The 21550-nt window shown below is 52.9% G+C and carries 23 protein-coding genes and 1 pseudogene; 3 read left to right on the forward strand and 21 right to left on the reverse strand.

Annotated features, from left to right (window positions below; translation table 11 throughout):
• Positions 1 to 27 precede the first annotated feature (27 nt).
• The 3 genes from NR121_RS03795 to NR121_RS03805 are packed head-to-tail and all read right to left on the reverse strand — an operon-like array spanning position 28 to position 2847.
• Positions 28 to 888: an ABC transporter permease gene (locus NR121_RS03795; protein ID WP_082660658.1), complete on the reverse strand. Its 861-nt coding sequence runs from the start codon at positions 886 to 888 to the stop codon at positions 28 to 30.
• Entirely contained in the window at positions 881 to 1756 is an 876-nt protein-coding gene (locus NR121_RS03800; RefSeq protein WP_054817964.1) for an ABC transporter ATP-binding protein, read from the reverse strand. The genes NR121_RS03795 and NR121_RS03800 overlap by 8 nt, the downstream gene beginning before the upstream one ends.
• Positions 1757 to 1776: 20 nt before the next feature.
• Positions 1777 to 2847 (reverse strand): ABC transporter substrate-binding protein, encoded by a 1071-nt coding sequence (locus NR121_RS03805; RefSeq protein ID WP_062407340.1) that lies wholly within the window; start codon positions 2845 to 2847, stop codon positions 1777 to 1779.
• Between the two features lie 403 nt (positions 2848 to 3250).
• Between NR121_RS03805 and NR121_RS03810 the strand changes: the two genes are divergently transcribed.
• Together NR121_RS03810 and NR121_RS03815 are read left to right on the forward strand one after the other, a co-directional pair.
• Positions 3251 to 4711, forward strand: coding sequence for a DHA2 family efflux MFS transporter permease subunit (locus tag NR121_RS03810; RefSeq protein WP_062407338.1), 1461 nt, complete (start codon positions 3251 to 3253; stop codon positions 4709 to 4711).
• A gap of 372 nt (positions 4712 to 5083) precedes the next feature.
• Complete coding sequence (locus NR121_RS03815; protein WP_375162506.1) at positions 5084 to 6070, forward strand: CapA family protein; 987 nt, start codon at positions 5084 to 5086, stop codon at positions 6068 to 6070.
• A gap of 57 nt (positions 6071 to 6127) precedes the next feature.
• On the opposite strand, the gene NR121_RS03820 is transcribed toward NR121_RS03815, so the two are convergent.
• From NR121_RS03820 to NR121_RS03885, 14 genes and pseudogenes are all read right to left on the reverse strand, one after another.
• Positions 6128 to 7360: an MFS transporter gene (locus NR121_RS03820; protein ID WP_256830628.1), complete on the reverse strand. Its 1233-nt coding sequence runs from the start codon at positions 7358 to 7360 to the stop codon at positions 6128 to 6130.
• Positions 7361 to 7520: 160 nt separating this feature from the next.
• The gene (locus tag NR121_RS03825) at positions 7521 to 7673 is read right to left on the reverse strand and encodes a hypothetical protein (RefSeq protein WP_171005847.1); all 153 of its coding nucleotides are present in this window, start codon (positions 7671 to 7673) and stop codon (positions 7521 to 7523) included.
• Between the two features lie 31 nt (positions 7674 to 7704).
• Positions 7705 to 8319, reverse strand: coding sequence for a nitroreductase family protein (locus NR121_RS03830; protein WP_074727032.1), 615 nt, complete (start codon positions 8317 to 8319; stop codon positions 7705 to 7707).
• A gap of 18 nt (positions 8320 to 8337) precedes the next feature.
• A complete protein-coding gene (locus NR121_RS03835; RefSeq protein ID WP_062407332.1) occupies positions 8338 to 9357 on the reverse strand; it encodes an ABC transporter substrate-binding protein in 1020 nt (339 codons plus the stop codon).
• 99 nt (positions 9358 to 9456) lie between these two features.
• Positions 9457 to 9789, reverse strand: a complete 333-nt coding sequence (locus NR121_RS03840) for a 4Fe-4S dicluster domain-containing protein (protein ID WP_054817968.1) — start codon at positions 9787 to 9789, stop codon at positions 9457 to 9459.
• Entirely contained in the window at positions 9786 to 11390 is a 1605-nt protein-coding gene (locus NR121_RS03845; protein ID WP_054817969.1) for an FAD-dependent oxidoreductase, read from the reverse strand. Before NR121_RS03845 ends, NR121_RS03840 begins: the two co-directional genes overlap by 4 nt.
• A gap of 64 nt (positions 11391 to 11454) precedes the next feature.
• Positions 11455 to 12300, reverse strand: a complete 846-nt coding sequence (locus NR121_RS03850) for an ABC transporter permease (RefSeq protein WP_062407329.1) — start codon at positions 12298 to 12300, stop codon at positions 11455 to 11457.
• A gap of 33 nt (positions 12301 to 12333) precedes the next feature.
• On the reverse strand, positions 12334 to 13167 hold the full coding sequence (locus tag NR121_RS03855) for an ABC transporter permease (RefSeq protein ID WP_062407327.1): 834 nt from the start codon (positions 13165 to 13167) through the stop codon (positions 12334 to 12336).
• A gap of 21 nt (positions 13168 to 13188) precedes the next feature.
• The gene (locus NR121_RS03860) at positions 13189 to 13965 is read right to left on the reverse strand and encodes an ABC transporter ATP-binding protein (RefSeq protein ID WP_256830538.1); all 777 of its coding nucleotides are present in this window, start codon (positions 13963 to 13965) and stop codon (positions 13189 to 13191) included.
• An 18-nt stretch (positions 13966 to 13983) separates the two neighbouring features.
• A complete protein-coding gene (locus NR121_RS03865) occupies positions 13984 to 14334 on the reverse strand; it encodes a 4Fe-4S dicluster domain-containing protein (RefSeq protein WP_256830540.1) in 351 nt (116 codons plus the stop codon).
• A complete protein-coding gene (locus tag NR121_RS03870) occupies positions 14331 to 15980 on the reverse strand; it encodes an FAD-dependent oxidoreductase (protein WP_256830541.1) in 1650 nt (549 codons plus the stop codon). Before NR121_RS03870 ends, NR121_RS03865 begins: the two co-directional genes overlap by 4 nt.
• 90 nt (positions 15981 to 16070) lie before the next feature.
• Positions 16071 to 16262 (reverse strand): annotated as a pseudogene (locus tag NR121_RS03875) (LLM class flavin-dependent oxidoreductase); the annotation flags it as partial.
• A 6-nt stretch (positions 16263 to 16268) separates the two neighbouring features.
• A complete protein-coding gene (locus tag NR121_RS03880) occupies positions 16269 to 16424 on the reverse strand; it encodes a hypothetical protein (RefSeq protein ID WP_160327340.1) in 156 nt (51 codons plus the stop codon).
• Between the two features lie 60 nt (positions 16425 to 16484).
• A complete protein-coding gene (locus tag NR121_RS03885) occupies positions 16485 to 16694 on the reverse strand; it encodes a YezD family protein (protein WP_054817971.1) in 210 nt (69 codons plus the stop codon).
• Positions 16695 to 17163: 469 nt separating this feature from the next.
• On the opposite strand from NR121_RS03885, the gene NR121_RS03890 reads away from it, so the two are divergent.
• Positions 17164 to 17700: a GNAT family N-acetyltransferase gene (locus NR121_RS03890; RefSeq protein WP_054817972.1), complete on the forward strand. Its 537-nt coding sequence runs from the start codon at positions 17164 to 17166 to the stop codon at positions 17698 to 17700.
• A 75-nt stretch (positions 17701 to 17775) separates the two neighbouring features.
• On the opposite strand, the gene NR121_RS03895 is transcribed toward NR121_RS03890, so the two are convergent.
• Genes NR121_RS03895 through NR121_RS03910 form a run of 4 tightly spaced genes read right to left on the reverse strand, consistent with a single transcriptional unit; the run spans position 17776 to position 21533 of the window.
• Positions 17776 to 18747, reverse strand: a complete 972-nt coding sequence (locus NR121_RS03895) for an ABC transporter ATP-binding protein (protein ID WP_256830544.1) — start codon at positions 18745 to 18747, stop codon at positions 17776 to 17778.
• The gene (locus NR121_RS03900; protein WP_054817973.1) at positions 18734 to 19762 is read right to left on the reverse strand and encodes an ABC transporter ATP-binding protein; all 1029 of its coding nucleotides are present in this window, start codon (positions 19760 to 19762) and stop codon (positions 18734 to 18736) included. Before NR121_RS03900 ends, NR121_RS03895 begins: the two co-directional genes overlap by 14 nt.
• A gap of 6 nt (positions 19763 to 19768) precedes the next feature.
• Positions 19769 to 20578 carry an ABC transporter permease gene (locus NR121_RS03905; protein ID WP_074727035.1) on the reverse strand — a complete coding sequence of 270 codons (810 nt, stop codon included), beginning with the start codon at positions 20576 to 20578 and terminating at the stop codon, positions 19769 to 19771.
• Positions 20579 to 20591: 13 nt separating this feature from the next.
• Positions 20592 to 21533, reverse strand: coding sequence for an ABC transporter permease (locus tag NR121_RS03910; protein ID WP_256830546.1), 942 nt, complete (start codon positions 21531 to 21533; stop codon positions 20592 to 20594).
• Between the last annotated feature and the right edge of the window lie 17 nt (positions 21534 to 21550).

Below are 21550 nucleotides of genomic sequence, written 5' to 3' on the forward strand. Positions count from 1 at the left end.
TCTACACCTTTCCCAATCAAATGATCATTATTCGTTTATGGATTGCTTCCAGGAAGTCAACTTTTTCTCTGTAAACACCAGGACATAGTTGATCACAAGACCAATTAAAGAGATAGAAATGATACCCGAGTACATTTGAGGGATTTGAAAACTAAACTGCGTATATTGGACCAAATAACCCAGGCCGGATTTCGCTCCAACCATCTCCGCAGCAACCAATACAAGAATGGAGCTGGCGCCGGCTTGTCTAATGCCAACAAAAATGGTAGGTACTGAGGCGGGAATAATGACTTTGCGGAACAGGCTGATCGAGGACAGCCCCATCGATCGGGCCGATTTAATTAAAAGCGGGTCTACGTTGCGGACACCGCTGATCGTATTCAGCAGCAGAGGGAACACGCAGGCGTAGAACACGATTGCAATCTTCGATGTTTCACCAAGACCAAGCAGCAAAATAAATACAGGGAGAATCGCAAGCGCCGCCGTATTGCGGAACAGCTCCAGCAGCGGGTTAAGAAATTCCGCAACCGGCCTCCACCAGCCGATGGCCAGGCCGAGCGGAATGCTGATGGCAATCGCCAGAAAAAATCCGCTAAACGAGCGCGTCAGGCTCGCTTCGGTATGCTCGGCCAAATCTCCGGATATCAGCAGTTCCCACCATGAACTAACCACTAGGGAAAAAGGGGGCAGAAAGGTCTCGTTGGTTATGCCTAACCGCGGCGCCAGCTCCCATAAAGCAAGAAATGCGATAATGGCCATTGAGCTTTTAAACAACGAATACAGATTCTTTAATGACCACCGCAGCGCGTACAACCCCCGTTTGCGCTCCGTGATCGCTTTCTCCTGTTTCAGTCCCGTCTGCAGTTCTGCCGCAGTTGCATTACTCATTGGCTGCAGCTCCTTTCGAATTCGGTTTCGCGCCTGCCCCATGCAGGCTTTTCTCCATTTCCTGTTCCTGCGATTTGTGAACCTCATCCTTCAGCAAACCCCAAATTTGATGGCGGATCGCCACAAATTCCGGATGGGAGCGCAGATCTTCCCCCGATGTTCTGGCGTTAAAAGGAATATCGATGACCGCTTTAATGCGGCCCGGACGCGACGACATCACGGCTACCCGCTGGCCAAGATAAACGGCTTCTTCAATCCCGTGCGTGATGAAAATAATCGTCTTCCCCGTAGCTTCCCAAATGCGAAGCAGCTCACTTTGGAGCGTTTCTCTTGTCTGTGCGTCCAGTGCGGCGAAGGGTTCGTCCATCAGAAGCACTTCAGGATCATAGGCCAAGCTTCTGGCGATCGCAATCCGCTGCTTCATCCCGCCTGAAAGCTCATGCGGATAACGGTTTTCGAAGCCGCCGAGGCCGACCAGTTGAATGAATTCGCGTGCGGTTTTCTTGCGCTCCTTCCGCCCTACGCCTTTGGTCTCCAATCCGAACTCGACATTCGCAAGAGCCGTTTTCCAAGGGAACAGCGCATATTGCTGGAAGACGATACCGCGTGATAAGTCGGGGCCCGCAATCGGTTTGCCGTCGAGCAAAATCTGACCGCTGCTCGGTTTCGTTAAGCCGGCAAGCAGATCGAGCAGCGTCGATTTGCCGCAGCCGCTCGGGCCGACAATCACCATAAATTCCCCCGGCCTCACGTCCAAGCTAATGTCCTGCAGAGCGTAGACAGGCTGGGCGCTTGCCTTCAGGTGTCCGAGATTCCGCTGGATCTGAAACGACTTGTGCACATGCTGAATGCTGATTTTGGCTGACATTTGCATACTCCTCTCACCGTTTATTTCTTTTCGTTTGCGTATGGATTAAATTCATTCGTGTATAATCCCTCGACCTTTAATTGTCCTTTTTTCAACACCTCTTCTTTTTCAAGCCATTTGATCCATGTATCGAACTCCTGATCCGAGATGAGCCCGCCGGCCCCGGCAACGCCTGTGCTCTTCCAATACTTAATGGCACTTGTATCTTCTTTACGGCCCCGTGTATTAATGATATTTTCGAAACGGGCAACGACTTCGTCACGCGGTGTCGTGCGCGCCCACTCGATGGCTTTCGCGGTGGCTTCCACAAATTTGCGGGCCGTGTTGGGATTCTCTTTGATAAACTTTTCCGTCAGCACGTAGCTTCCGGCCGTAAAATTGCCGAACAGTTCCCGATCCGTAAACAGCGGATGAATGCCGCCGCGCTCCAATGCTTTGTCGCGCAGTATTCCGCCGAGCGTGGCAACGTCTACCTGATTTGCCCGCAGCGTTTGCTCCGAAGTGACCGGCGGGATAACGACGAGTGTCACTTTCTCAATCTCTTCCTTCGTCAGTCCTTCCCGGTGCAAATATTCTTTAATAACAAATTCATGATGGGCACCGAGCGTATTTACGGCGATTTTTTTCCCGATTAAATCTTTGGCCGTCTTGATCGGACTGCCGTCCAAGACGTAATAACCGGTCCATGTTTCATCATCGACACCGTAATATCCGATCACCGGCTTAATGGGCGCTCCCGCGGCAATCAGCTTCACGATCGCCCCGTTAAAGGCTCCGCCAAAATCGGTATCCCCGGTCACAACGGCTTGGATATCCTGCGGGCCGCTGATCGTATTGCCGATGTGATTCAGCTTCAGAGGCGCCAAATATCCCAGGTCGGCAGCTAATTCAGGAAACGTTACCGCACCGACCGAACCTTGGTATCTAAGCTCGGTCACTTCCAGTTCGTCACCTTTGGAGCCTTTGTCAGCATCGTTGGACCCGTCGGCCGCGGAAGTTTTGGTTTGACCGCAGCCTGTAAGCAGGATGGAAGAAGCGAGTAAAAGAAATACCGCCGCGCTGATCCATTTTTTTACCCAATGTTTTTTCATGGTTCAAACCTCCGCTTTTTTGTTTTGTTCATTTCAGTACGCCCCGTATTTTGTCGATAAAAAAAGACACACATTCATCTCAAGATGATGGTGTCTCCGGAAGTCCGGTCGATTAACCGGTAATACCTATAGACTTACTTTGATTTAACGCAATATTACCCTTGATGTTTACCCATGTCAACAGGTTTTTTTGCAAAAATGGCAGCTGAGCCGATGAATTCAAGGCCTTTATTCCTCGCTCTAATGTAGGGAAAAATTGGATTGACTCCCAAAAAAATCATTGATAAGATAGAATCCAACGTCAGACGATAGGGTTAAAACAAAATCAACCGGACCTCCGGAGACATGTGCAGGGCAAGCAGTCATGTCTCTTTTTTGTTTTTAAAGCAAAGGAGTGGTTTATATGAATACCGCAGCCCGTCCTGTGAAACAAACGGCATCATCTTCCTATGTTCCTGTACTGGTCGTTGTGATCCTCGGATCGTTCATCTCGATTTACAATATTTGCTCTATGAACGTCGGCATCCCCTCCTTCATTCGTATTTTCAACTCTGACCTTGCGACTGCCCAATGGCTAATGACCGGATTTACGCTGACGGCAGGGGTCATCACTCCCATTACCGGATACCTTGGCGAGAAGTTCAGCAACAAAAATTTGTTTTTGTTCTCGATTGCCGGGCTTCTTGTGAGTTCCATTCTTTGTTCGATTTCTTGGAATATTTATGCCCTGATCGTATTCCGGATGCTGCAGGGCATCTTTTGCGGATTAATTCAACCTGTAACGCTTACGATTATTTTCCAGGTGACACCGAAACCGAAACAGACGATGGCCGTCAGCCTTTGGTCGGCATCCACCATTCTGGGTCCCGCCCTTGCGCCCACGATCAGCGGGTGGCTGATGGAGCATCAATGGCCATGGATGTTTCTGGTGCTCATCCCGCTATGCCTGTTGACGCTGCTGCTCGGCTGGAGGACGATTCCTTTCCAACGCGGGAACGTGCCCAAGCGTTTGGACGGCTGGGGGTTGGCTTATGCTGTGGCAGGGAGTCTTGCGCTGCTGACATTCTTCACGAATGTGTACAGCTGGGGCTTCGCCTCCGGAGCTTCCGTATTGTTTCTGAGTATTGGCTTATCGGCGATACTTTTGTTTGTTATTCTTGAACTGAGAACGAAGGAGCCTCTGCTGCAGCTGCGGCTGTTCCGCAACCGGATCTTCACGGCAAGCATCACCGTTTCCGCCGTGCTCATCGTGGGCTTGTACTCGGGAATTTATTTTATTCCGTTATATCTTCAGGAAATTCATCAGATGAGTCCTTCCCATGTGGGTCTGCTGCTTCTGCTGCCGGCGCTGACTCTCGGTGTCGCAACCATTGCGGCCGGACGCTGGTATGATCGGGTCGGACCGCTTCGACTGGTGCTCGCAGGCGGTTTCCTGGTGGTGTTCGCCTCATGGATGTTTAGTTTTCTGCAGCTCGATACCAGCTACACGTACGTTGCGGTTTGGATGGCCGTCCGTTACATAGGCATCGGCCTTTCGCTGACCCCTGCGATGAACGCCGGAATGCAAGCCGTGCCGCCGGAACTGTACGGCCATGCTTCGGCATTGATCAATTGGTTAAGACAAATTTTCGGGGCGTTGGCGCTGGGACTGTTCACCTCCATCTTCTATGCCCGGATGAATACCCATACGCATGTTTTGCAGCATACGGCTGCCGACGAAAGCAGCAGATGGATACATCTGACCGCCTATACGATGAGCATTGATGATGCATTTTTGTTCGCGGCCGCATTTTCGTTTATTGGGCTGCCGCTTGCGTTCATGCTTCGCACGCAGCGGTTCGGCACAGCCAAGAAAAACGCCTGACCCATACGGACACACGATGCGAATCAATAAAAAAAAGCAGGGGTGTTTATGCATCCCTGCCCTCATGCTTTGTCATTATATGATCTCCCATGGCATACGTTGTATAGAGCGTAATGATTCTCCTTGGGAGAGGAGTACCCGGACGGAAGAGCCATCTATTTAAAGATGGAGGAGATTGGTATGAGTCTTTCAGAGCTTATCCAATTGCTCTTGCTCATTGTGATGATCATTGATCTGAACAGGCCGGGAAAATCATAATGTTCCGGAAAATGGAGGCACTCATTAAGAGATGCACTCCTTTTTCTGTTTTGGGACCTCGCCCATTTTGCAAGCACTAACCCGTTCTCTTGAATAAAGTGTACTCATGAAGGAGTGAGTGCGTTGATTCAAATCACCATTGCCGCAGTAGGAGATCTGTTAATGAAAAGCAGAATCATTGCCTCGGCCAAACAAGCTGGCGGCTATGCGTTCGATCCTATCTTTAAAAACGTTAAACCTTATTTAACAAAGCCCGACATTACGATTGGGAATCTGGAAACGACGTTTTCCGGGAATAGGCGCCCGGGAGCTGGCGGAAAACAGCCGAAGGGCAGTGCCCCACAAGAGCGAAGGAATCCGAGAACGGGCTTTCCCCTATTCAACTGTCCTGACGAACTGGCATCGACCCTTAAAAACATCGGCTTTCAAGTGTTGACCACCGCAAACAATCATTGTATGGACGGGGGAGCAGCTGGTTTAAAAAGAACATTAAACGTCCTCGACAAACATGGTTTAAAGCATACCGGAACTTTCCGTTCCCCCGCAGAATCCAGACGGCATCTGATTTTACGGGTGAAGGGCGTAAAAATTGGAATTTTGAACTATGCCAAAGGGACAAACTCCATCACCGTACCGAAACCGTGGCTTGTCAACCGAATCGCCTTAAAGAAGATCATTACGGATATCCGCAAATTGAAAAATAAAACCGATTTTCTTATTGTATACCTTCATTTCGGGCAGGAGTACCGGCCTTCCCCCAATAAAAATCAAAAACAATTGATGCATGCCTTATTTAAACAAGGTGCGAATGCGGTTTTAGGGGCGCATCCCCATGTGCAGCATCCTATAGTGATTTACAAAGTAAAAGATATCGACGGTCGTGTCAGAAAGCGGGTCGCCGCATCGTCATTAGGCAATTTCATCTCAACCCGATTGAAAAACAATGCGAATACAACCCGGGGAGTGATCCTGACCATGACTTTAACGAAAAATAACAGAGGAGTAACGGATCTCTCCAGAGTCGATCGTTTGCCCACGGTGGTCCAACGCAAAAAAGAAAAAGGGAAAACGGTCTATCGGGTTGTACCGATCGTCAAATAGTAGAACCGGCGCATAGGACGCTAACAGTAAAGTGTGAAAATCAGCCTTAAAGCCGCCTCACGACTGCTTCTCCATCGCGCCCTTCACCTCCGAATGCCTGCTGTGCCCGTCCTGGTGCCTCTCCCTTTTCTCCGTTTTTACGGACAAAAGCAGCATGATCACGGCAAGTGCCGAACACACCCAGGCCATTGCATGCAACGAATCCGTAGCCATCCGGATGCCGAAGAAGGCCGCCAGTATGCTCGATGACAAGATTGTACCGATAAACCGGGAAGTCATGAACAGCCCGGAAGCAATCCCCGTATTCGCACGGTCTATATATAAATAAAGCGCCGTCTGCAGGCCGAGATTATGGAAGCTGCCGCTCATGCCGAAAAGCGACAGTACGAAAAAAATCCACCCCGAATCGGCTTCATCACCCACCGTCTGCATGAATAAGGTGGCCGCAATGACCAAAATAGCGCCAAAGATCAAGGGAGAGCGGGAACCGCTTCGATCAATCCATCGCGCCGCCAGCGGATTAACGAGAATGCCGAAGGCAGCCAGCCCGAGCATGATCGTGCCGACTTGCTGACTGTCGAAATGCCTGACCTGCTGTAAATAGGAAGGAAAGCCAAACATGATCGCATAGTAAATCGCATTGACCAAAATAAAGTGAATATATATCTGGCATACAGCCGGATGACTCCGCAAAAATTTGACATCGATGAACGGCTGCTGATGCCGTGCTTCAAACCGGTAAAAAAAGACCGATCCAATCGTCCACAACACCAGCCAATGCCAGCCAATGCGCTCCGGCAAAGACAGTAAAAACAGCAGCAAGACGAGAATCAGCGAAGAAAAAAGGGCGATTCCCCAGCCATCCAGTCGCAGCGCCTCCCTTTTGTTGGGAGGATCGCCCGGCATATATCGAAGAGCCAGCAGGAACGATACAACGATCACCGGGAAATTGACGAAAAAGATCAAATTCCAGTCCCCATAATAAAGCAAATACCCGCTAAGGGTGGGGCCAATTGCGGCCGATGTCGTTGCAAAGATGGACAGCACGCTGAGCGCCCTGGCCTGATTGCCGGTAATTTCGTTACGGATCAAGCCCATGCCGGCCGGATGAAGAGAGGCGCTTCCCCAAGCTTGAATGATCCGAAAGCCGAGCAGCCAGCCATAACTGGGGGAGAAAGGCGCCAGCAAAGAAGCTGCCGTCACCATGAACAATCCAAGCATAAATATACGTTTGCGCCCGTACATATCGCTTAATTTCCCCATCACCGGCTGACCGACTGCGCTTGCTATATAATTAGGTAGAGATTAACCAGGACAGCTCGGAAAAGGTTAAATCGAAATCAGCCTGAATCCGGCTGAGCGCGACGGAAATCATCGTTGTATTCAATGGGTTAAGAAGTGTGCCAAGGGCAACGGCGGAAATTAACAGTAGCTGCCGGCGTGTCATCGTCTAAAAGCTGGTGCGAATCTTCATCGGACGCTTGGACAAATGACCGGACTTTTCGGGCTGAAACAGACCAACGAGCGGCAGTTGCTCTTGATCCGGCAAAGGCAGCAGCCGCAGCTTATCTGTTAGCAACGCTTCGATCGGCGATGGTTTCATAAATGATGTTCCTTTCCGGTTTAATAGCGCATTAACTCCAGGTGTCGCCCACGATGCTCTCGCTTAAAGGCCGGCGTCCATTAGGCAGCTCCCGGTCGCGGAAGCTTTCGTGAAGCGTCTCTTTTCCTCCCGGATATCCCAGCGCAATGACCGCATGCAGCTCGAAGGTGTCGGGAACCTGCAGTTCCCTGCGGGCCGCCTCCTTGTCGAAGCCGCCCATAGCGCGGGTCGATAAACCGAGCAGGGACGCTTGCAGCGAGAGAGCTGCCCAAGCCGCCCCTGTATCGAACGAATGAATCGGTTGCGGATCCCCGTTTTCTTTCACCCTGGTGGAAGCAATGACAATAAGCACAGGAGCCTGGTCGGCCCAAAGCCGGTTATTCGGAAAAAGAAACGATCGAATTTGCTCCAGCTTCTCCTCCGTATTAGCCACAATAAATCTCCATGGCTGCAAATTGCTGGACGACGGTGCCCACCGGGCCGCTTCCAGCACCGTATACAGGGTTTCATCGGAAACCGGTTTACTCAAATAGGAGCGGGCCGACCAACGGTTTAAAAATAACGGGTGAACGGGATAATCCGCCGTTCGGTTTGCCTTCACTTCCTCCAACAGCTCGTTGTTCTTCCAATCCGCTTTTATGCTCATCGTCATCCATCCCCTTATTCATTTAATGATCCAGTCGTTTAAATCAAAGTCCCGGGCCGCCAGTTGCTCCTCGACCAAAAATTGCTTCGTCCCTTCCATCAGCTTTAAGCCTTCTTCCGTAAAGGCCTCGGCTTGAATTTGGCTGATCGGATGTACCTGCTTTACCAATTCAACGGTGCTGTTGTACACTTGAGCGACAAATTCATAGTATTTTTCTTCATTCGCCAGCAAGTCCTCATACGCCTTCTGACGGGCTTCATTCCAGACTTTAGGGAATTCGGGGAACTTTTGCAGATACTTCTCCGTCACAACCGTAGCACTTGTTCCAAGAAGCTCGGGATTTTTCACCGCATCGTCAAGCAGCGGGTAGCCTTGTTCGATCTGTTTTAATGCATACACCCCGGTATTGGTCATCGCATCAATCTCACCCCGGGCTAATGCCGCTTCACCGTCCGGACGGAGCAAATGAACGATATTGACATCGGTAATGTTATGCTTTTTCAACAAACCGGCCAAAAAACGGTGATGGAATGACCCTTTTTGCGTAGCCACTGTCTTGCCTTTCAAATCCTCCAGCTTGGCAGGACCGCCCTTTTTGGCAATCAAGTAACCAATGCTGCCGACGGTTCCTTGAGAGATCAGCCTTGTCGGAGCATCTGTCGAACGGGCGATAATCGCGGGCGTATCGCCCAAGCTGCCGAAATCCAAGCGGCCGCTAATTAACGATTCCGTCTGGTCAGGCCCATTCGGAAAGCCGGTAAAGGTCACTTCGGTAATGCCATGCTTCTTCAACTCTTCCTGAATAATGCCCGTATAGAAGCCCCAGCCTTCGGCGCCGCCCGGCAAATTGAGCTTGTTGCTGCCGATATAGCCATAATTTAATGTGGCCGGAATCCCGGATGCCCCCGGCTCGCCCGAGGCGCTGTCGTCACTGACCGTACCGCAAGCTTGCAGCCAGATCAAGGAAGCGACGATCATGAACAATAGACCGGAATGCCGCATTTTGCGGCCTGTTTTGATTTTCCTGGCGCGTATCATTGAAGCTCCCCCTTTTTATATCCTATCCTTATAGATGGTGTAATCGCCCGACCCACTAAACGAATCATGGCCCTCTCCGCCATCCTTCTTCAATGTGCGTTAAGGTATCGCCCTTTTCGCCAATTGATACATATACTCGTGCGCTGACACCGGTTTGCGGCCCGGCCCCCAGCCCACCTTCTCGCGATAGCTTCCCAGTATACCGTCCTGCTCCAATGCCTCCTCGCTCGCGTTGACCGGCTTATCAAACTCGGGATCGACATAGATGGCATCGGCCGGGCAGTACAGTTCGCACATAAAGCAAGTTTGGCAATCGTCCTGTCGGGCAATGACCGGGATGCCGCCCTCCACGCGGTCAAATACGTTGGTCGGGCACACCGATACGCACTGATTGCATTCAATGCACCGGGATTCGCTGATTATTTCAATCAATGCAATACAGCCTCCTTATTCACCGGCGACGTTCTTACCCACACCTGATCCAGTCCTCCGCTGACGAGCCGGTAGCGCTGATTGCTGTCCAGCTCCGGGAAATCCTCGCGCTTATGCATCCCCCGCGTTTCGGTGCGGACCCTGGCCGACTCGTACATCCACCGGGCAGTAGCCGTCATAGCCGCAGCTTCGCGGGCTTTGACTGCATCGATGTTCAAAGCAAGGCTATCCTTGTTGATTTCTTTCCACAATTGATCAAGACGTCCAAGGGAATCGCCCAGCCCCGCATCCGTACGGAACAAATTGCGGTCGTACGGAGTCACCTCCTCCTGCACGGCGCGAATATGCCCCGCCGTCTCCGATGGTTTCGCCGCATGGCCGTGTGCCGATAACGGCGAAGAGGACAATCCCTTCAAATTGCGGCGAAGCGCATGCGTACCCGTGCGCCGTACATAGTCTGCCGCTCCCTTGCCGGCGAATGTGCCTGATGACATGGCCCATGCCGCATTGTGGCTGCCTCCGCCGGTAAACCCTCCGCAAATGAGCTGGCGCGTTGCCGCGTCACCCGCTGCATACAAGCCCGGCGCTTTCGTGGCGCAATATTCATCGACGATTTCGATGCCTCCTGTTCCCCGTACGGTTCCTTCCAGCCGCAGTGTGACGGGAAACCGTTCAGTGAACGGGTCGATGCCCCTCCGGTCAAACGGCAGGAAGAAGTTCGTCTGTCCCACGCGCAGCAGCGGCTTAACATCCTCCGGCGCCTGATCGAGACGCGCGTACACTTGACGATTTTGCAGCAAATTGCGGGCAATCACCGAGCGACCGCGTGTCGAACCGGCCCCCTCCACTACCGTACCGTCCTCATAATAAAAGGTGGCATACCGGTAATACGCTGTCTTGGTCACCGATGAGAAGGTCGGGGCAATCGCATATGCATTGGAGAATTCCATGCCGGACAGTTCGGCCCCCGCCTCGGCAGCCATCAAGTAACCGTCGCCGGTCAGTACGTTGCAGCCCAGCGCCTTGCTCAGGAAAGCACAGCCTCCTGTCGCTATGATGACGGCTCCTGCCCTGACGCTCCACGATTCCCCGGTTTGCGTTCTTACTCCGACCGCGCCGCCGACGCCGTGCTCATCGGCCAGCAGCTCCAGCGCCGGGCTATGATCCAGAATGCGCACGCCGGCCTTCTTGACGAGCTTGCGCATCAGCTTCATGTATTCCGGCCCCTGCAAGCCTCTGCGGTAAGGGTTGCCTTCATCGTCGGTCGGAAACGGATAGCCCCATTCGGAAAGCTTGTTCATATTTTCGTAGGTTTGATCCAGCACCCGGTCCATCCAATCGGATTCCGCCAGTTGCCCGCCCAGGCCATAACGGCTCTGTTTGGCCTCTTCCCTCAGCTTGGCGTCAGGACTGACATACCATACACCTGTTCCGGACGGTGCCGTCGCCCCGCTCGTGCCGCAGTACCCTTTATCCGCCAGGATCACCTTTGAGCCGGATACCGCTGCGGTCAGTGCCGCCCACGTTCCGGAGGGACCTCCGCCGATCACCAGCACATCCGTCTCCAATTGCAAATCCGTGCTTTTCCATGCTTCGCTCAATGTGTTGCCCTCCCCGAAAATAGAATTGAAAGTTGTTTGCCGTCTTGTCCGGCCTTCAAGCCGGTCAGCCCTGAAAGCTGTCGCGCCACTGCAGCAGCGACCGTTCCAATAACCGCACAAATGAATCCACGAGCTTGCCGACGATCGCAAAAATGATGATGCCGACAAAAATGAGCTCTGTACTCGACGTTTGCTTGCCAAAGTTGATCAGGAATCCGACACCCGACTGCGATCCGATCAGCTCGGCCACGACGAGACTGAGCCAGGAAATGGCCAAAGACAGCCGAAGACCCAGCAAAATATGCGGCAGCGATGCCGGCAGGATCAGCCGGACAATTTGTTTGAACCGGCTAAATTCCAATACATGCGCTACGTCAAACATTTTATTGTCCACACTGCGGATGCCGAGAAGGGTGTTTACATAGAGCGGAAACAGCGCCCCCTTGGCAATAATCAATATTTTCGATGTCTCCCCGAAGCCAAACCACAAAATAACCAGCGGAGCAATCGCCAAATGAGGAATCATTCGGAACATTTGCATCGATGGATCCAGCACGTTCTCCGCATTCCTCGACAGCCCGGTTATGATGCCAAGCAGCAAGCCGATGCTTCCTCCAATCGCAAAGCCTGTCGCCGCCCTCCCCAGACTGATGGCCAAATGCTCGGTTAATTCCCCCGTAACAGCCAATGTTCTAAATGCCTCGGCAATCATAAGCGGCGTCGGCAAAAAAAACGTCGAGATCAGACCTAAATCCCCGAGCAGTTGCCAAGCCACCACGATCGTTACGGGCAGAATCGCTCCGACGATCATCCGGTTCCATCGTTCTTTCCATTTGGCGTGGATCAGCCCTCTGTCGGTCTTGCCGACGCCGCTGACCGGCTTGGAAAGCGCCTCCGCCTGATGACTCATACCAGCAACCTCCTGACTAAAAAATGCAATACGTTATTTGCCTTGAAAACTATCGCGCCACTGCAGCAATCGCCTCTCCAAAAAACGTACCAGTGCATCCGCCAAATAACCGACCAGAGCAAAAATAATGATACACACAAAAACGACCGACGTTCGTGAAAATTGTCGTGCATCCGACATCAAGTAGCCTATGCCGGACGTAGAGCCCATCAGTTCCGCCACCACCAGACCAAGCCAGGCGACACCGAGCGAAAGACGAACGCCAAGCAGCAGATTCGGCATCGCTGCCGGTATGACGAGACGGATGATTTGCTTCAATTTGCTGAATGAGAGCACCTTCGCCACTTCAAACAGCTTATTGTCCACATTGCGGATACCTAGAAAAGCATTAATGTAAATCGGAAAAAACGCGCCCTTGGCGATAATGAGTATTTTGGATGTTTCTCCGAGACCGAACCAGAGGACGAATAACGGAGCGACAGCCAGATGAGGAATCATCCGAATCATCTGTACAGTCGGGTCCAAGGTTTTTTCCACGCTGCGCATCAGACCTACCGCGATACCGAACAGCAGCCCGAGGCTGCCGCCCAAGGCGAAGCCGGCCGCGGCCCGGATCATGCTGATGCGCAGATGCTCCCACAGCGCGCCGGAAGCGATCAGTGCAATGAATGAATCCGCAATCGTCAGCGGGGTTGGAAACAGCAGCCGGGAAATGAGTCCAATCTGTCCGAGCAGCTGCCAAATCACAAGCACCAGCGCGGGGAGCAGTGCGCCGACCAGCAGCCTGCTTCTGCCGCTATGTCCAAGCCGTATTTTATTGCGCCACCAGCCTGTTTTTGACGGTAATACTTCGGTCGTGCGACTCATAGCCTGACTCCTTTACCTGTTTTAAATGCCGGAGCTGTCGATCAGTTCAAGCTCCTCGATCTGTTCAAACTCATTCATTACTTTGTAACGGATTTCCTGAAACGAGATGCTCGATTTCTTACGCGGAAACGGCAGATCCACCGTAACGACGCTGCGAATCGAACCCGGCCTCGGCTTTAAAATAACGATCCGATTCGCAAGAAAAACCGCTTCGTCGATATCGTGCGTAACAAAAATCATCGTCGTCCTGTTCTTTTGCCAGATGTCGAGCAGCACCTCTTGCATGTGAGCCCGGGTGAACGCGTCGAGCGCCCCGAAGGGCTCATCGAGCAGCAATACTTTCGGCTTGCGCAGCAGCGCTCTGGCAATAGCAACCCGCTGGGCCATCCCTCCGGACAGCTCCCGCGGATACGACTTTTCAAAGCCTATCAGCCGGACCAGTTCAATGAGTTCATCTACCTTGCGGCGCACTTCCGGATTTTTTAACGACAGGTCAGCGGCGATATTTTTTTCGACCGTCAGCCAAGGGAACAAGCGGGGCTCCTGGAATATAAAGCCTTTATCAATACCCGGCCTGCTAATCGGCTCTCCATCCAGCGCGACCTCTCCGTCGTATTGAAGATCAAGGCCGGCGATAATTTTGAGCAGCGTGCTCTTGCCGCAGCCGCTCGGCCCGATGACGGTGATCAATTCGCCCTCTTTAATGTTCAGGTCGATTTGATGAAGCGCATGGACGGAGCCTTTATTCGTCTGAAATGTTTTATTCAGCTTCGAAATGCTCAGCAGCGGGATGCTCATCTTCTGTTTTCTCCTCTCTTACGGTTTGTCATTAAAATTTGCCGGAAGTATTCGGTCGATAAATGGCGTTTGATCCATGGCGGCCAGCTTCGTTCGTCCGGGCCCCCAGCCGATCGTCTTTCTCCAGCTTCCCAATATGCCGGAAGCGATCAGTTCCTGCTCCTCCACCTTCACCTTCTCATCGGCATATGGGGCAACGTACAGCGCATCGGCCGGGCAATACGCTTCACAAATATAGCACGTCTGGCAGTCCTCCTGCCGGGCAATAACGGGGGTATCGTCCGGGCCCAGGTCAAACACATGGGTAAGGCAGACTTTGACGCATATACCGCACTGCACGCAGCGGTCGGCACTGACCCATTCAATCATCGGATCTGCACCTCCCTTGCCGCTCCGAACAGACCGCTGTCCGCAGCCGGCTGGGCATATGACCCGGGCACCTGGTCAAACCGGGTCTGAATTTCATCCAGCCCCGACACAATCAACCGGCGTTGCTGATGGGGATCAGCGAAGGGATACTCCGCAAGCGTGTGCATTCCTCTGGTTTCCGTACGGGTCAACGCTGCGGTATACATCCAGCGGGCGGTGGCGATCATCGCCGACGCTTCTCTCGCCCGCACCTTCGCCTGTATCGATTGCGGAGCTTGCGCATACGTCTGCCGCCACAGCCTATGGAGCCTTTGCAGCGATTCGCGCAATACGGGAACGCTGCGGAAATAATTGATTTCGAGCGGAAACACTTCGCGCTGCACCGCCTCCACCAAATTGGACATATCCGCTTCCGGACGGATCGGACCGCTGTCGGGCTCAATCCCTGATCGTCCCGCCGGTTTCAGATGGCGCGCAGCCGCTGACTTGCCTTGCGTGAGCGCATGCCTCGCTGCGCCTTCCCCTGCCCAACTGCCCGAGCAGATCGCCCACGATGCGTTGAACGCTCCGCCGCCGGATTGTCCCCCGGTCACCCGCTCCCTTGTGGCCGCATCGCCTGCCGCATACAAGCCGTTCACCGTCGTCGAGCAATCGTCGCCGACGATCCGGATCCCGCCTGTTCCGCGTACCGTACCTTCAAAGCGAAGCGTGAGCGGGAACCGCTGCGTGAACGGATCGATGCCGGCGCGAAGGAGCGGAAGAAAGAAAATGGCGTGCGAGCTTCGCAACATGTTCCGTTTCTCTTCAGTATCTGCCTGGTCGAGTACGGCATATACCGGACCCTTGCTCAGCATCTTCGGCAAAAAATCATGAGGACGCCGGGTTCCCGGAGTGTGCAGTATCGTTCCGTCCTCCGCGCTGAAGGTAGCCCAGTTTAACAGCCGTCCGCGCGTATTGGTGGCAAAGGCGGCGCTTGGCGCATACTGCCTGCTGAACTCCATGCCGGAAAGCTCGGCGCCGAGCTCGGCGGCCATCAGCAGTCCGTCGCCGGTCAAGACGTTGCAGCCAAGCCCTTTGCTCAAAAAGGCGCAACCGCCGGTCGCGATGACCACGGCGTTTGCCCGCACCTCCCATGTACAGCCATCCAGCCTGGAGATGCCTCTGGCGCCACCGACGCCATGCTCATCGACCAGCAGCTGCAGCGCCGGCGATTGATCGAGAATGCGAACACCCGCCCGGCTGACCGCACGGCGCATCAGCCGCATATATTCGGGACCTTGCAGATGATCCCGCATCGGGGTGCCGTGCTCATCGCGGGGAAACGGATATCCCCAGGACTCGACCAGTTCCAGCCTTTGATATACCAGGTCCAGTACACGATGAATCCAGTCCGGTTCGGATAAGAAGCCGCCCCCCTTCATCCTCTGCTGCACAGCCTGCTCCCTAAGCTCGCGGTCCGGCGGCAGGTATAATAAATTCGTCCCGCCCGGTGCCGTCGCGCCGCTTGTGCCCAAATAGCCTTTATCCGCCAGGATAACGCTCGCCCCTTGAGCAGCCGCGCTCCATGCCGCCCATGCACCGGCCGGCCCCCCGCCGATAACCAAAACGTCCGCGAGCTGTTTGCCGTCTTCTACACTTTTGTTCATCAGCCCGCCTCCTCACGGCTTCAATGTAACCTCATCCGGCTTCCCGGCCGCCGCTGCGGCCGACGATGACTGCCGCTCTTCATAAGCCTCCTACCGGTTAACCGCTTTGGCGTATTGTCCTCGCCCTGACGGCCTGGCCAAACCGAAATGCTCCCGTAAGGTCGTTCCCTCGTATTCCGTACGGAATAACCCTCTGCGCTGCAGCTCGGGCACAACCTTATCCACGAAATCTTCCAATGCACCGGGAAAATATGGGGGCATCACATTTAAACCGTCCGATGCGTTCGGTTACAGCAGCCAATGCAGACAATAGAGTGAACGGTTCCCGACGCTGCGCCTGCAAGCAGCAGGAGCGAGAAGGCGCAGCCGAATGCCGGCAAACGTCGCCGGCTGCTCCGCAGACAGGAATGCTTTAGCATAAAAAAAGAAGACGATAGCACACAAGGCTTCGTCTCCGGTCATCCGGTCGATATGTAATTGCACTTTAGTTTATATGAAATGCATCTATCTGCCGACGCCCTGTATGGGCTTGCTGTGCCGGATGACCGCGCTGCTGCGGTCTGAATCGGCTTCAAAACGCTTGCGCTCCGTTCTTTCAATCTGCACAATACGACCGTCATGAACAACAATTTGAACGGATCCGTATTCCAAACCATTTAAGCTTTGAGCGATACGCTCGTTCCACAGTTCGTTGACATTGAATTGCTTTGCCATACTTGATCCCTCCTGTAACCCATCGTTGAATGCTTCGAATGTATCAGGTCATTTCTACGATATTTCCGATGCACATACTGGGTTTTGTATGAAGTATATGATGGATGAATAGGTATGTCAATGGAAATCTCAGTTTTTCCCAAATTGGCATGAATGCGGTATACTTCACGATTCCAATCTAGTTCTTTCAGCACAAATAGGGGATCTAACGTTCATTCCCCGCTTCTGCTTTTATATCAGGAAGATTTTTAGTTTGTCCGTTCAGACAGGCAAATGTCTCCGGGTGAAGGTGTGTCCTTCCTGGAATCATGTGATATTGAAAACTTTTATATCAAAATAGAATATTTCTCTAATAAACCCGATATGAATAGTAATATTTTGCGTTTATAATGAATTTGTTACCAGACATCAACCAGACATCATTTGGCGTGAAATGAACACATTCCAAACAGAAAGGATAGGCAGGTATATGACACTTCAACCCAAGGTTGTCATACGCGATGCGAAGGATTCGGAGAAAGAACAGCTGTGGGCGGTTTTACTCGAGGCCTACCGGCAATACGCAGACGTTATTCCTGATAAGTGGGAAGCCTACCGGCAAAATATATACGATTCCGTCTATCAGGATGGCGCTCTCGCACGAATTGTAGCCGAGATCGACGGACAAATTATCGGCAGCGCCCTGCTCTATGACTCGGCGGATTCTGCTTACGGTAACCCCGATATCGTCATTCCTTCACCCGTTATGCGCCTGTTAGCCGTGTCGCCACGCGTCAGAGGAAAAGGCATTGCCGCACTGCTGGTCAAGGAAATCATTGAACGCGCCAGATCGCTTGGAGCCGACTCTCTGCATTTACACACATCGGACATGATGGCTGCTGCCATAAAACTGTACGAACGGTTGGGCTTCCAACGCGCCTATGAGACCGATACGCATAACGGAAGCACCTTGGTCAAAGGCTACAGGATTGAAATTAAAAGAGCCGATTATCCGCTTGAAGCCTGAATGTATTTTGCACCCGTCAAATCATAAACGCCCGGAATGCTCCGGGCTCTTTGCGTTTATCGGCTTATGCCATATTTACTTCATATACAAGTGGCAGCTTACCGCATGCCCTTCCTTCCACTGAGCTAGCACCGGAGCTTCTGCCTCGCAGCGCGAGAACGCATACCGGCAACGTGACTGAAACGGACAACCCGACGAAACTTCCAACGGATTGGGCAAGTCGCCCTTTAATATTATTTTTTCCCGTTTCGCATGCCGGGCATCCGTTGGAATGGAAGATACCAAAGCTTCCGTATAGGGGTGGAGAGGATGATCATACAATTCCTCCACCTCCGTGATCTCCACCACTTTCCCCAAATACATGACGGCCACCCGGTCGCTCATATAATGAACAACATTCAGATCGTGTGAAATAAACAAATAGGTCAGCGACAGCTCCCGCTGCAGGGATCGCAGCAAATTCAGGATCTGCGCCTGAACCGAAACATCCAGGGCCGATACCGGTTCATCGAGCACGACAAATTCCGGCCGGAGCATCAGCGCTCTTGCAATGCCGATTCGCTGGCGCTGTCCGCCGCTTAATTCATGCGGATAACGGCTCCCAAAGGAGGAGTCTAATCCAATGGTTTCAAGCATCTCGTCAACCCGGCGTCTCCGCTCCTTTTTGTCCCCCAGCCGATGGATCGCCAGGGGTTCCTCTAATAACCGGCCTATAGTATATCTGGGATTTAACGACGAATAAGGATCTTGAAAAACGTACTGGATGCGTTGGCGAATCTTCCGCGGGTGCATGGAATGACTGCCGTCAAGCTCTGTGCCGTCATAGATGAGTTTTCCGCCGCTTGGCTCCAATAATCTGGCCGCGATTTGGCCGACGGTCGACTTCCCGCAGCCGCTTTCGCCCACAAGCCCTAACGTTTCTCCCTTCCCGATGGAGAGGGATACACCGTCTACCGCGCGAAGAGTTTGAGCTTTCCACGGCCATGATTTCCGCAAATAATGCTTTTGAATATGCCTTAACTCGATCAGTCGATCAGCTGACGGCATCGGCCTTCACTCCTTCCCCGGCAGCCAAAATGCACCTTGCCCTGTGGGCTTCATCGATACTCAAGAAAGCAGGCGCTTCCGCCGTACAGCGTTCCGTCGCATACGCGCACCTGGGAGCGAAGCGGCAGCCTGTCCCCCGATCCTGCAAAGCGGGAACGGTTCCCGGTATCGAGTAAAGCGCCTTTTGTTTCTTGGCGGGTGTCGGAATCGAATGAAGAAGCCCTATCGTATAAGGATGCCTTGGCCGCTCGAAAATATCGTCGACCGTCCCTTCTTCCACGATATTTCCCGCATACATGACGGCAATACGGTCGCACATATCGGCAACGACGCCCAAATCATGCGAAATGAGAATGATGGACGTTCCATCCTCTTCACGGATTTTCTTCATGAGGTCCAGGATTTGAGCTTGGATCGTGACGTCCAAAGCTGTCGTCGGCTCATCCGCGATCAGCAGCCCGGGATTGCAGGAAACAGCCATCGCAATCATGATCCGTTGGCGCATGCCTCCGGAGAGCTGATGCGGATATTCGGATAACAGCGCTTCCGGCCGTGAAAGACCCACTTTACGAAACAGTCGGACCGTACGTTCGACCGCTTCCTTGCGCGAACAGCCCAAATGAAGCCGGAACGTCTCTATGACTTGCGTCCCCACGGTTAAGCCGTCATTTAAGGAGCTCATGGGATCCTGGAACACCATGGATAGCTCTTTTCCCCGGAATCCCCGAAGCTCCTTATCTCGCAATTGATGAAGCGGGTGCTTTCCTTTATACCAGATTTCGCCTTCGGTCATTTGCATGGCATTCGGCAGAAGACCCAGCACGGAAAGCGACAATACGCTTTTCCCGCAGCCCGATTCACCAACGATCCCTACAATTTCCCCTTTTGACACGGAAAGAGAGACGCCGTCGAGTACGGATAACCTCCCTTTGCCGCGGGCTTGGTTTAGCTCCACCCGCAAATTGCGTATTTCAAGCAATGGTTGTTGTTTTCCCGTCTTGACCCCGTCGTTCAACGCCTTCTACCCCCTTTTATCCCGTATGTCCCGGATCCCGTCGCTCAGCAAATTAAAGCCCAATACCGACAATGTAATGAAAATGCCGGGCGCCAACGTATACCATGGAGCTTTGCCCAAATAGCTTTGGGACTCGTTGAGCATCCTGCCCCAGCTGGGATCGGGCGGTTGAACGCCAAGCCCCAAATAGCTGAGAGCAGCTTCGATCAGTATGGCCGCTGAAAAGTTTAATGCCGCCGTCGTAACGATCGTAGGGGCGATATTCGGCAAAATTTGTTTGAAAATAATATTGGCATGCCCCGCCCCGATGCCTTTGGCCGCCTTCACGTACTCCGCTTCCTTATGCTGCAGCACCCCGCTTCGAATCACCCGGGAAAACGACGGAATCGACAGGATGCCTATCGCGACCATCGTTTGAAACATGCTCGGTTCAAAAATCGTGACGAGCAGCAGCGCAAGCAAAATTCCAGGAAAGGCCAGCAGCGCGTCCGTTGCCCGCATGAAGAGCTCATCGACCCATTTGCCGATATATCCGGAGAGGGTGCCTATCACCAGCCCGCATGCGAGCCCGATGGCCACAGAAACGGCGCCGACCGTAAATGCCGTCTGCGCTCCGATCATCACCCGGCTCAGGATGTCTCTTCCAAAATGATCCGTACCGAGCCAATAGGTGAAATTCGGGGCCTGCAGCCTGGCGGCGATGTTCATTGCATTGGCTTCATGAGGCGTATATACCAAGCTGATCAGCATCATCAGGAATAAAAAAGATACGAAGGAGAGGCCGAGGATAAGACTGTAATTATATTTCGTGTTCATGGCAAATGGCCCTCTACATGATACGAATTTTGGGATCCAGCCAGCGGTACGAAAGGTCGACTACAAAATTGACGATGATGACGATGAAAGCAATCAGCATGACCAGCCCCTGGACCAACGGATAATCACGGTTTCCAATCGACGTAATGAGCAGGCTGCCGAATCCCGGAAGCGTGAAAACCTGCTCAATCACCAGGCTTCCCGCCAGCACTTCTCCGAAATTAATGCCCACGACGGTAATAACGGGAAGCAACGCATTTTTCAGCACATGCTTATACTGAATGACGGTTTCCGACAGACCCTTGCTTCTTGCGGTGCGAACATAGTCCAGGCTCAACTGCTCAAGCATCGTCGTCCGTAAATACCGGACGATGACCGCGATTTGCGGAATCGCCAATGCGACCGAGGGCAGAATCATGGACTTGAAGGCTAATCCCGGGTTTTCGGACCAAGGCACATAGGTACTGACCGAGAACCATTTTAAGATGAGGCCGAACAGCAGGATAAGCATGATCCCCATCCAGAACGAAGGTACGGCCAGGCCGAACTGCGTCCCGACCGATATGATCATGTCCATCGCCTTCCCGCGCGACCGTGCAGCAATGATTCCCAGCGGAACCGCCGTAACTATGGTAATCGTTAACGCCATAAGCGCCAACGAGAGCGTCACGGGGAACCTGCTCGCGATCAGATCCAGCACCGGTTCGGAGAACCGCAGCGATTCTCCGAAATTCAGGACAAAGACACCGCCGAGCCAATCCGCAAATTGCTCGTGCAGCGGACGGTTCGTGCCCAGTTTGGCCTCCAGCATTTCGATTTGCTCATCGGTCGCTTCCGCCCCCAATATAGCCAAAGCCGGGTTGCCGGGAATGATGCGAAAGACAGCAAAGGTCATCACGACAACAAAAAACACGGTAAGCAGGAGAGTCAGCAATCGGCGTATGAGATATTCCATCCGATCTATCCCCTTCG

This window comes from Paenibacillus sp. Pae15, assembly GCF_024519685.1.
GTDB classification, from domain to species: Bacteria; Bacillota; Bacilli; order Paenibacillales; family NBRC-103111; genus Paenibacillus_G; species Paenibacillus_G naphthalenovorans.

Excerpts from the sequence above, each read along its gene's own strand:
- NR121_RS03795 (WP_082660658.1), bottom strand. The coding sequence starts at position 888 with ATGAGTAATGCAACTGCGGCAGAACTGCAGACGGGACTGAAACAGGAG.
- NR121_RS03800 (WP_054817964.1), bottom strand. The coding sequence starts at position 1,756 with ATGTCAGCCAAAATCAGCATTCAGCATGTGCACAAGTCGTTTCAGATC.
- NR121_RS03805 (WP_062407340.1), bottom strand. The coding sequence starts at position 2,847 with ATGAAAAAACATTGGGTAAAAAAATGGATCAGCGCGGCGGTATTTCTT.
- NR121_RS03810 (WP_062407338.1), top strand. The coding sequence starts at position 3,251 with ATGAATACCGCAGCCCGTCCTGTGAAACAAACGGCATCATCTTCCTAT.
- NR121_RS03825 (WP_171005847.1), bottom strand. The coding sequence starts at position 7,673 with ATGAAACCATCGCCGATCGAAGCGTTGCTAACAGATAAGCTGCGGCTG.
- NR121_RS03830 (WP_074727032.1), bottom strand. The coding sequence starts at position 8,319 with ATGAGCATAAAAGCGGATTGGAAGAACAACGAGCTGTTGGAGGAAGTG.
- NR121_RS03835 (WP_062407332.1), bottom strand. The coding sequence starts at position 9,357 with ATGATACGCGCCAGGAAAATCAAAACAGGCCGCAAAATGCGGCATTCC.
- NR121_RS03850 (WP_062407329.1), bottom strand. The coding sequence starts at position 12,300 with ATGAGTCATCAGGCGGAGGCGCTTTCCAAGCCGGTCAGCGGCGTCGGC.
- NR121_RS03855 (WP_062407327.1), bottom strand. The coding sequence starts at position 13,167 with ATGAGTCGCACGACCGAAGTATTACCGTCAAAAACAGGCTGGTGGCGC.
- NR121_RS03860 (WP_256830538.1), bottom strand. The coding sequence starts at position 13,965 with ATGAGCATCCCGCTGCTGAGCATTTCGAAGCTGAATAAAACATTTCAG.
- NR121_RS03865 (WP_256830540.1), bottom strand. The coding sequence starts at position 14,334 with ATGATTGAATGGGTCAGTGCCGACCGCTGCGTGCAGTGCGGTATATGC.
- NR121_RS03870 (WP_256830541.1), bottom strand. The coding sequence starts at position 15,980 with ATGAACAAAAGTGTAGAAGACGGCAAACAGCTCGCGGACGTTTTGGTT.
- NR121_RS03885 (WP_054817971.1), bottom strand. The coding sequence starts at position 16,694 with ATGGCAAAGCAATTCAATGTCAACGAACTGTGGAACGAGCGTATCGCT.
- NR121_RS03890 (WP_054817972.1), top strand. The coding sequence starts at position 17,164 with ATGACACTTCAACCCAAGGTTGTCATACGCGATGCGAAGGATTCGGAG.
- NR121_RS03895 (WP_256830544.1), bottom strand. The coding sequence starts at position 18,747 with ATGCCGTCAGCTGATCGACTGATCGAGTTAAGGCATATTCAAAAGCAT.
- NR121_RS03905 (WP_074727035.1), bottom strand. The coding sequence starts at position 20,578 with ATGAACACGAAATATAATTACAGTCTTATCCTCGGCCTCTCCTTCGTA.
- NR121_RS03910 (WP_256830546.1), bottom strand. The coding sequence starts at position 21,533 with ATGGAATATCTCATACGCCGATTGCTGACTCTCCTGCTTACCGTGTTT.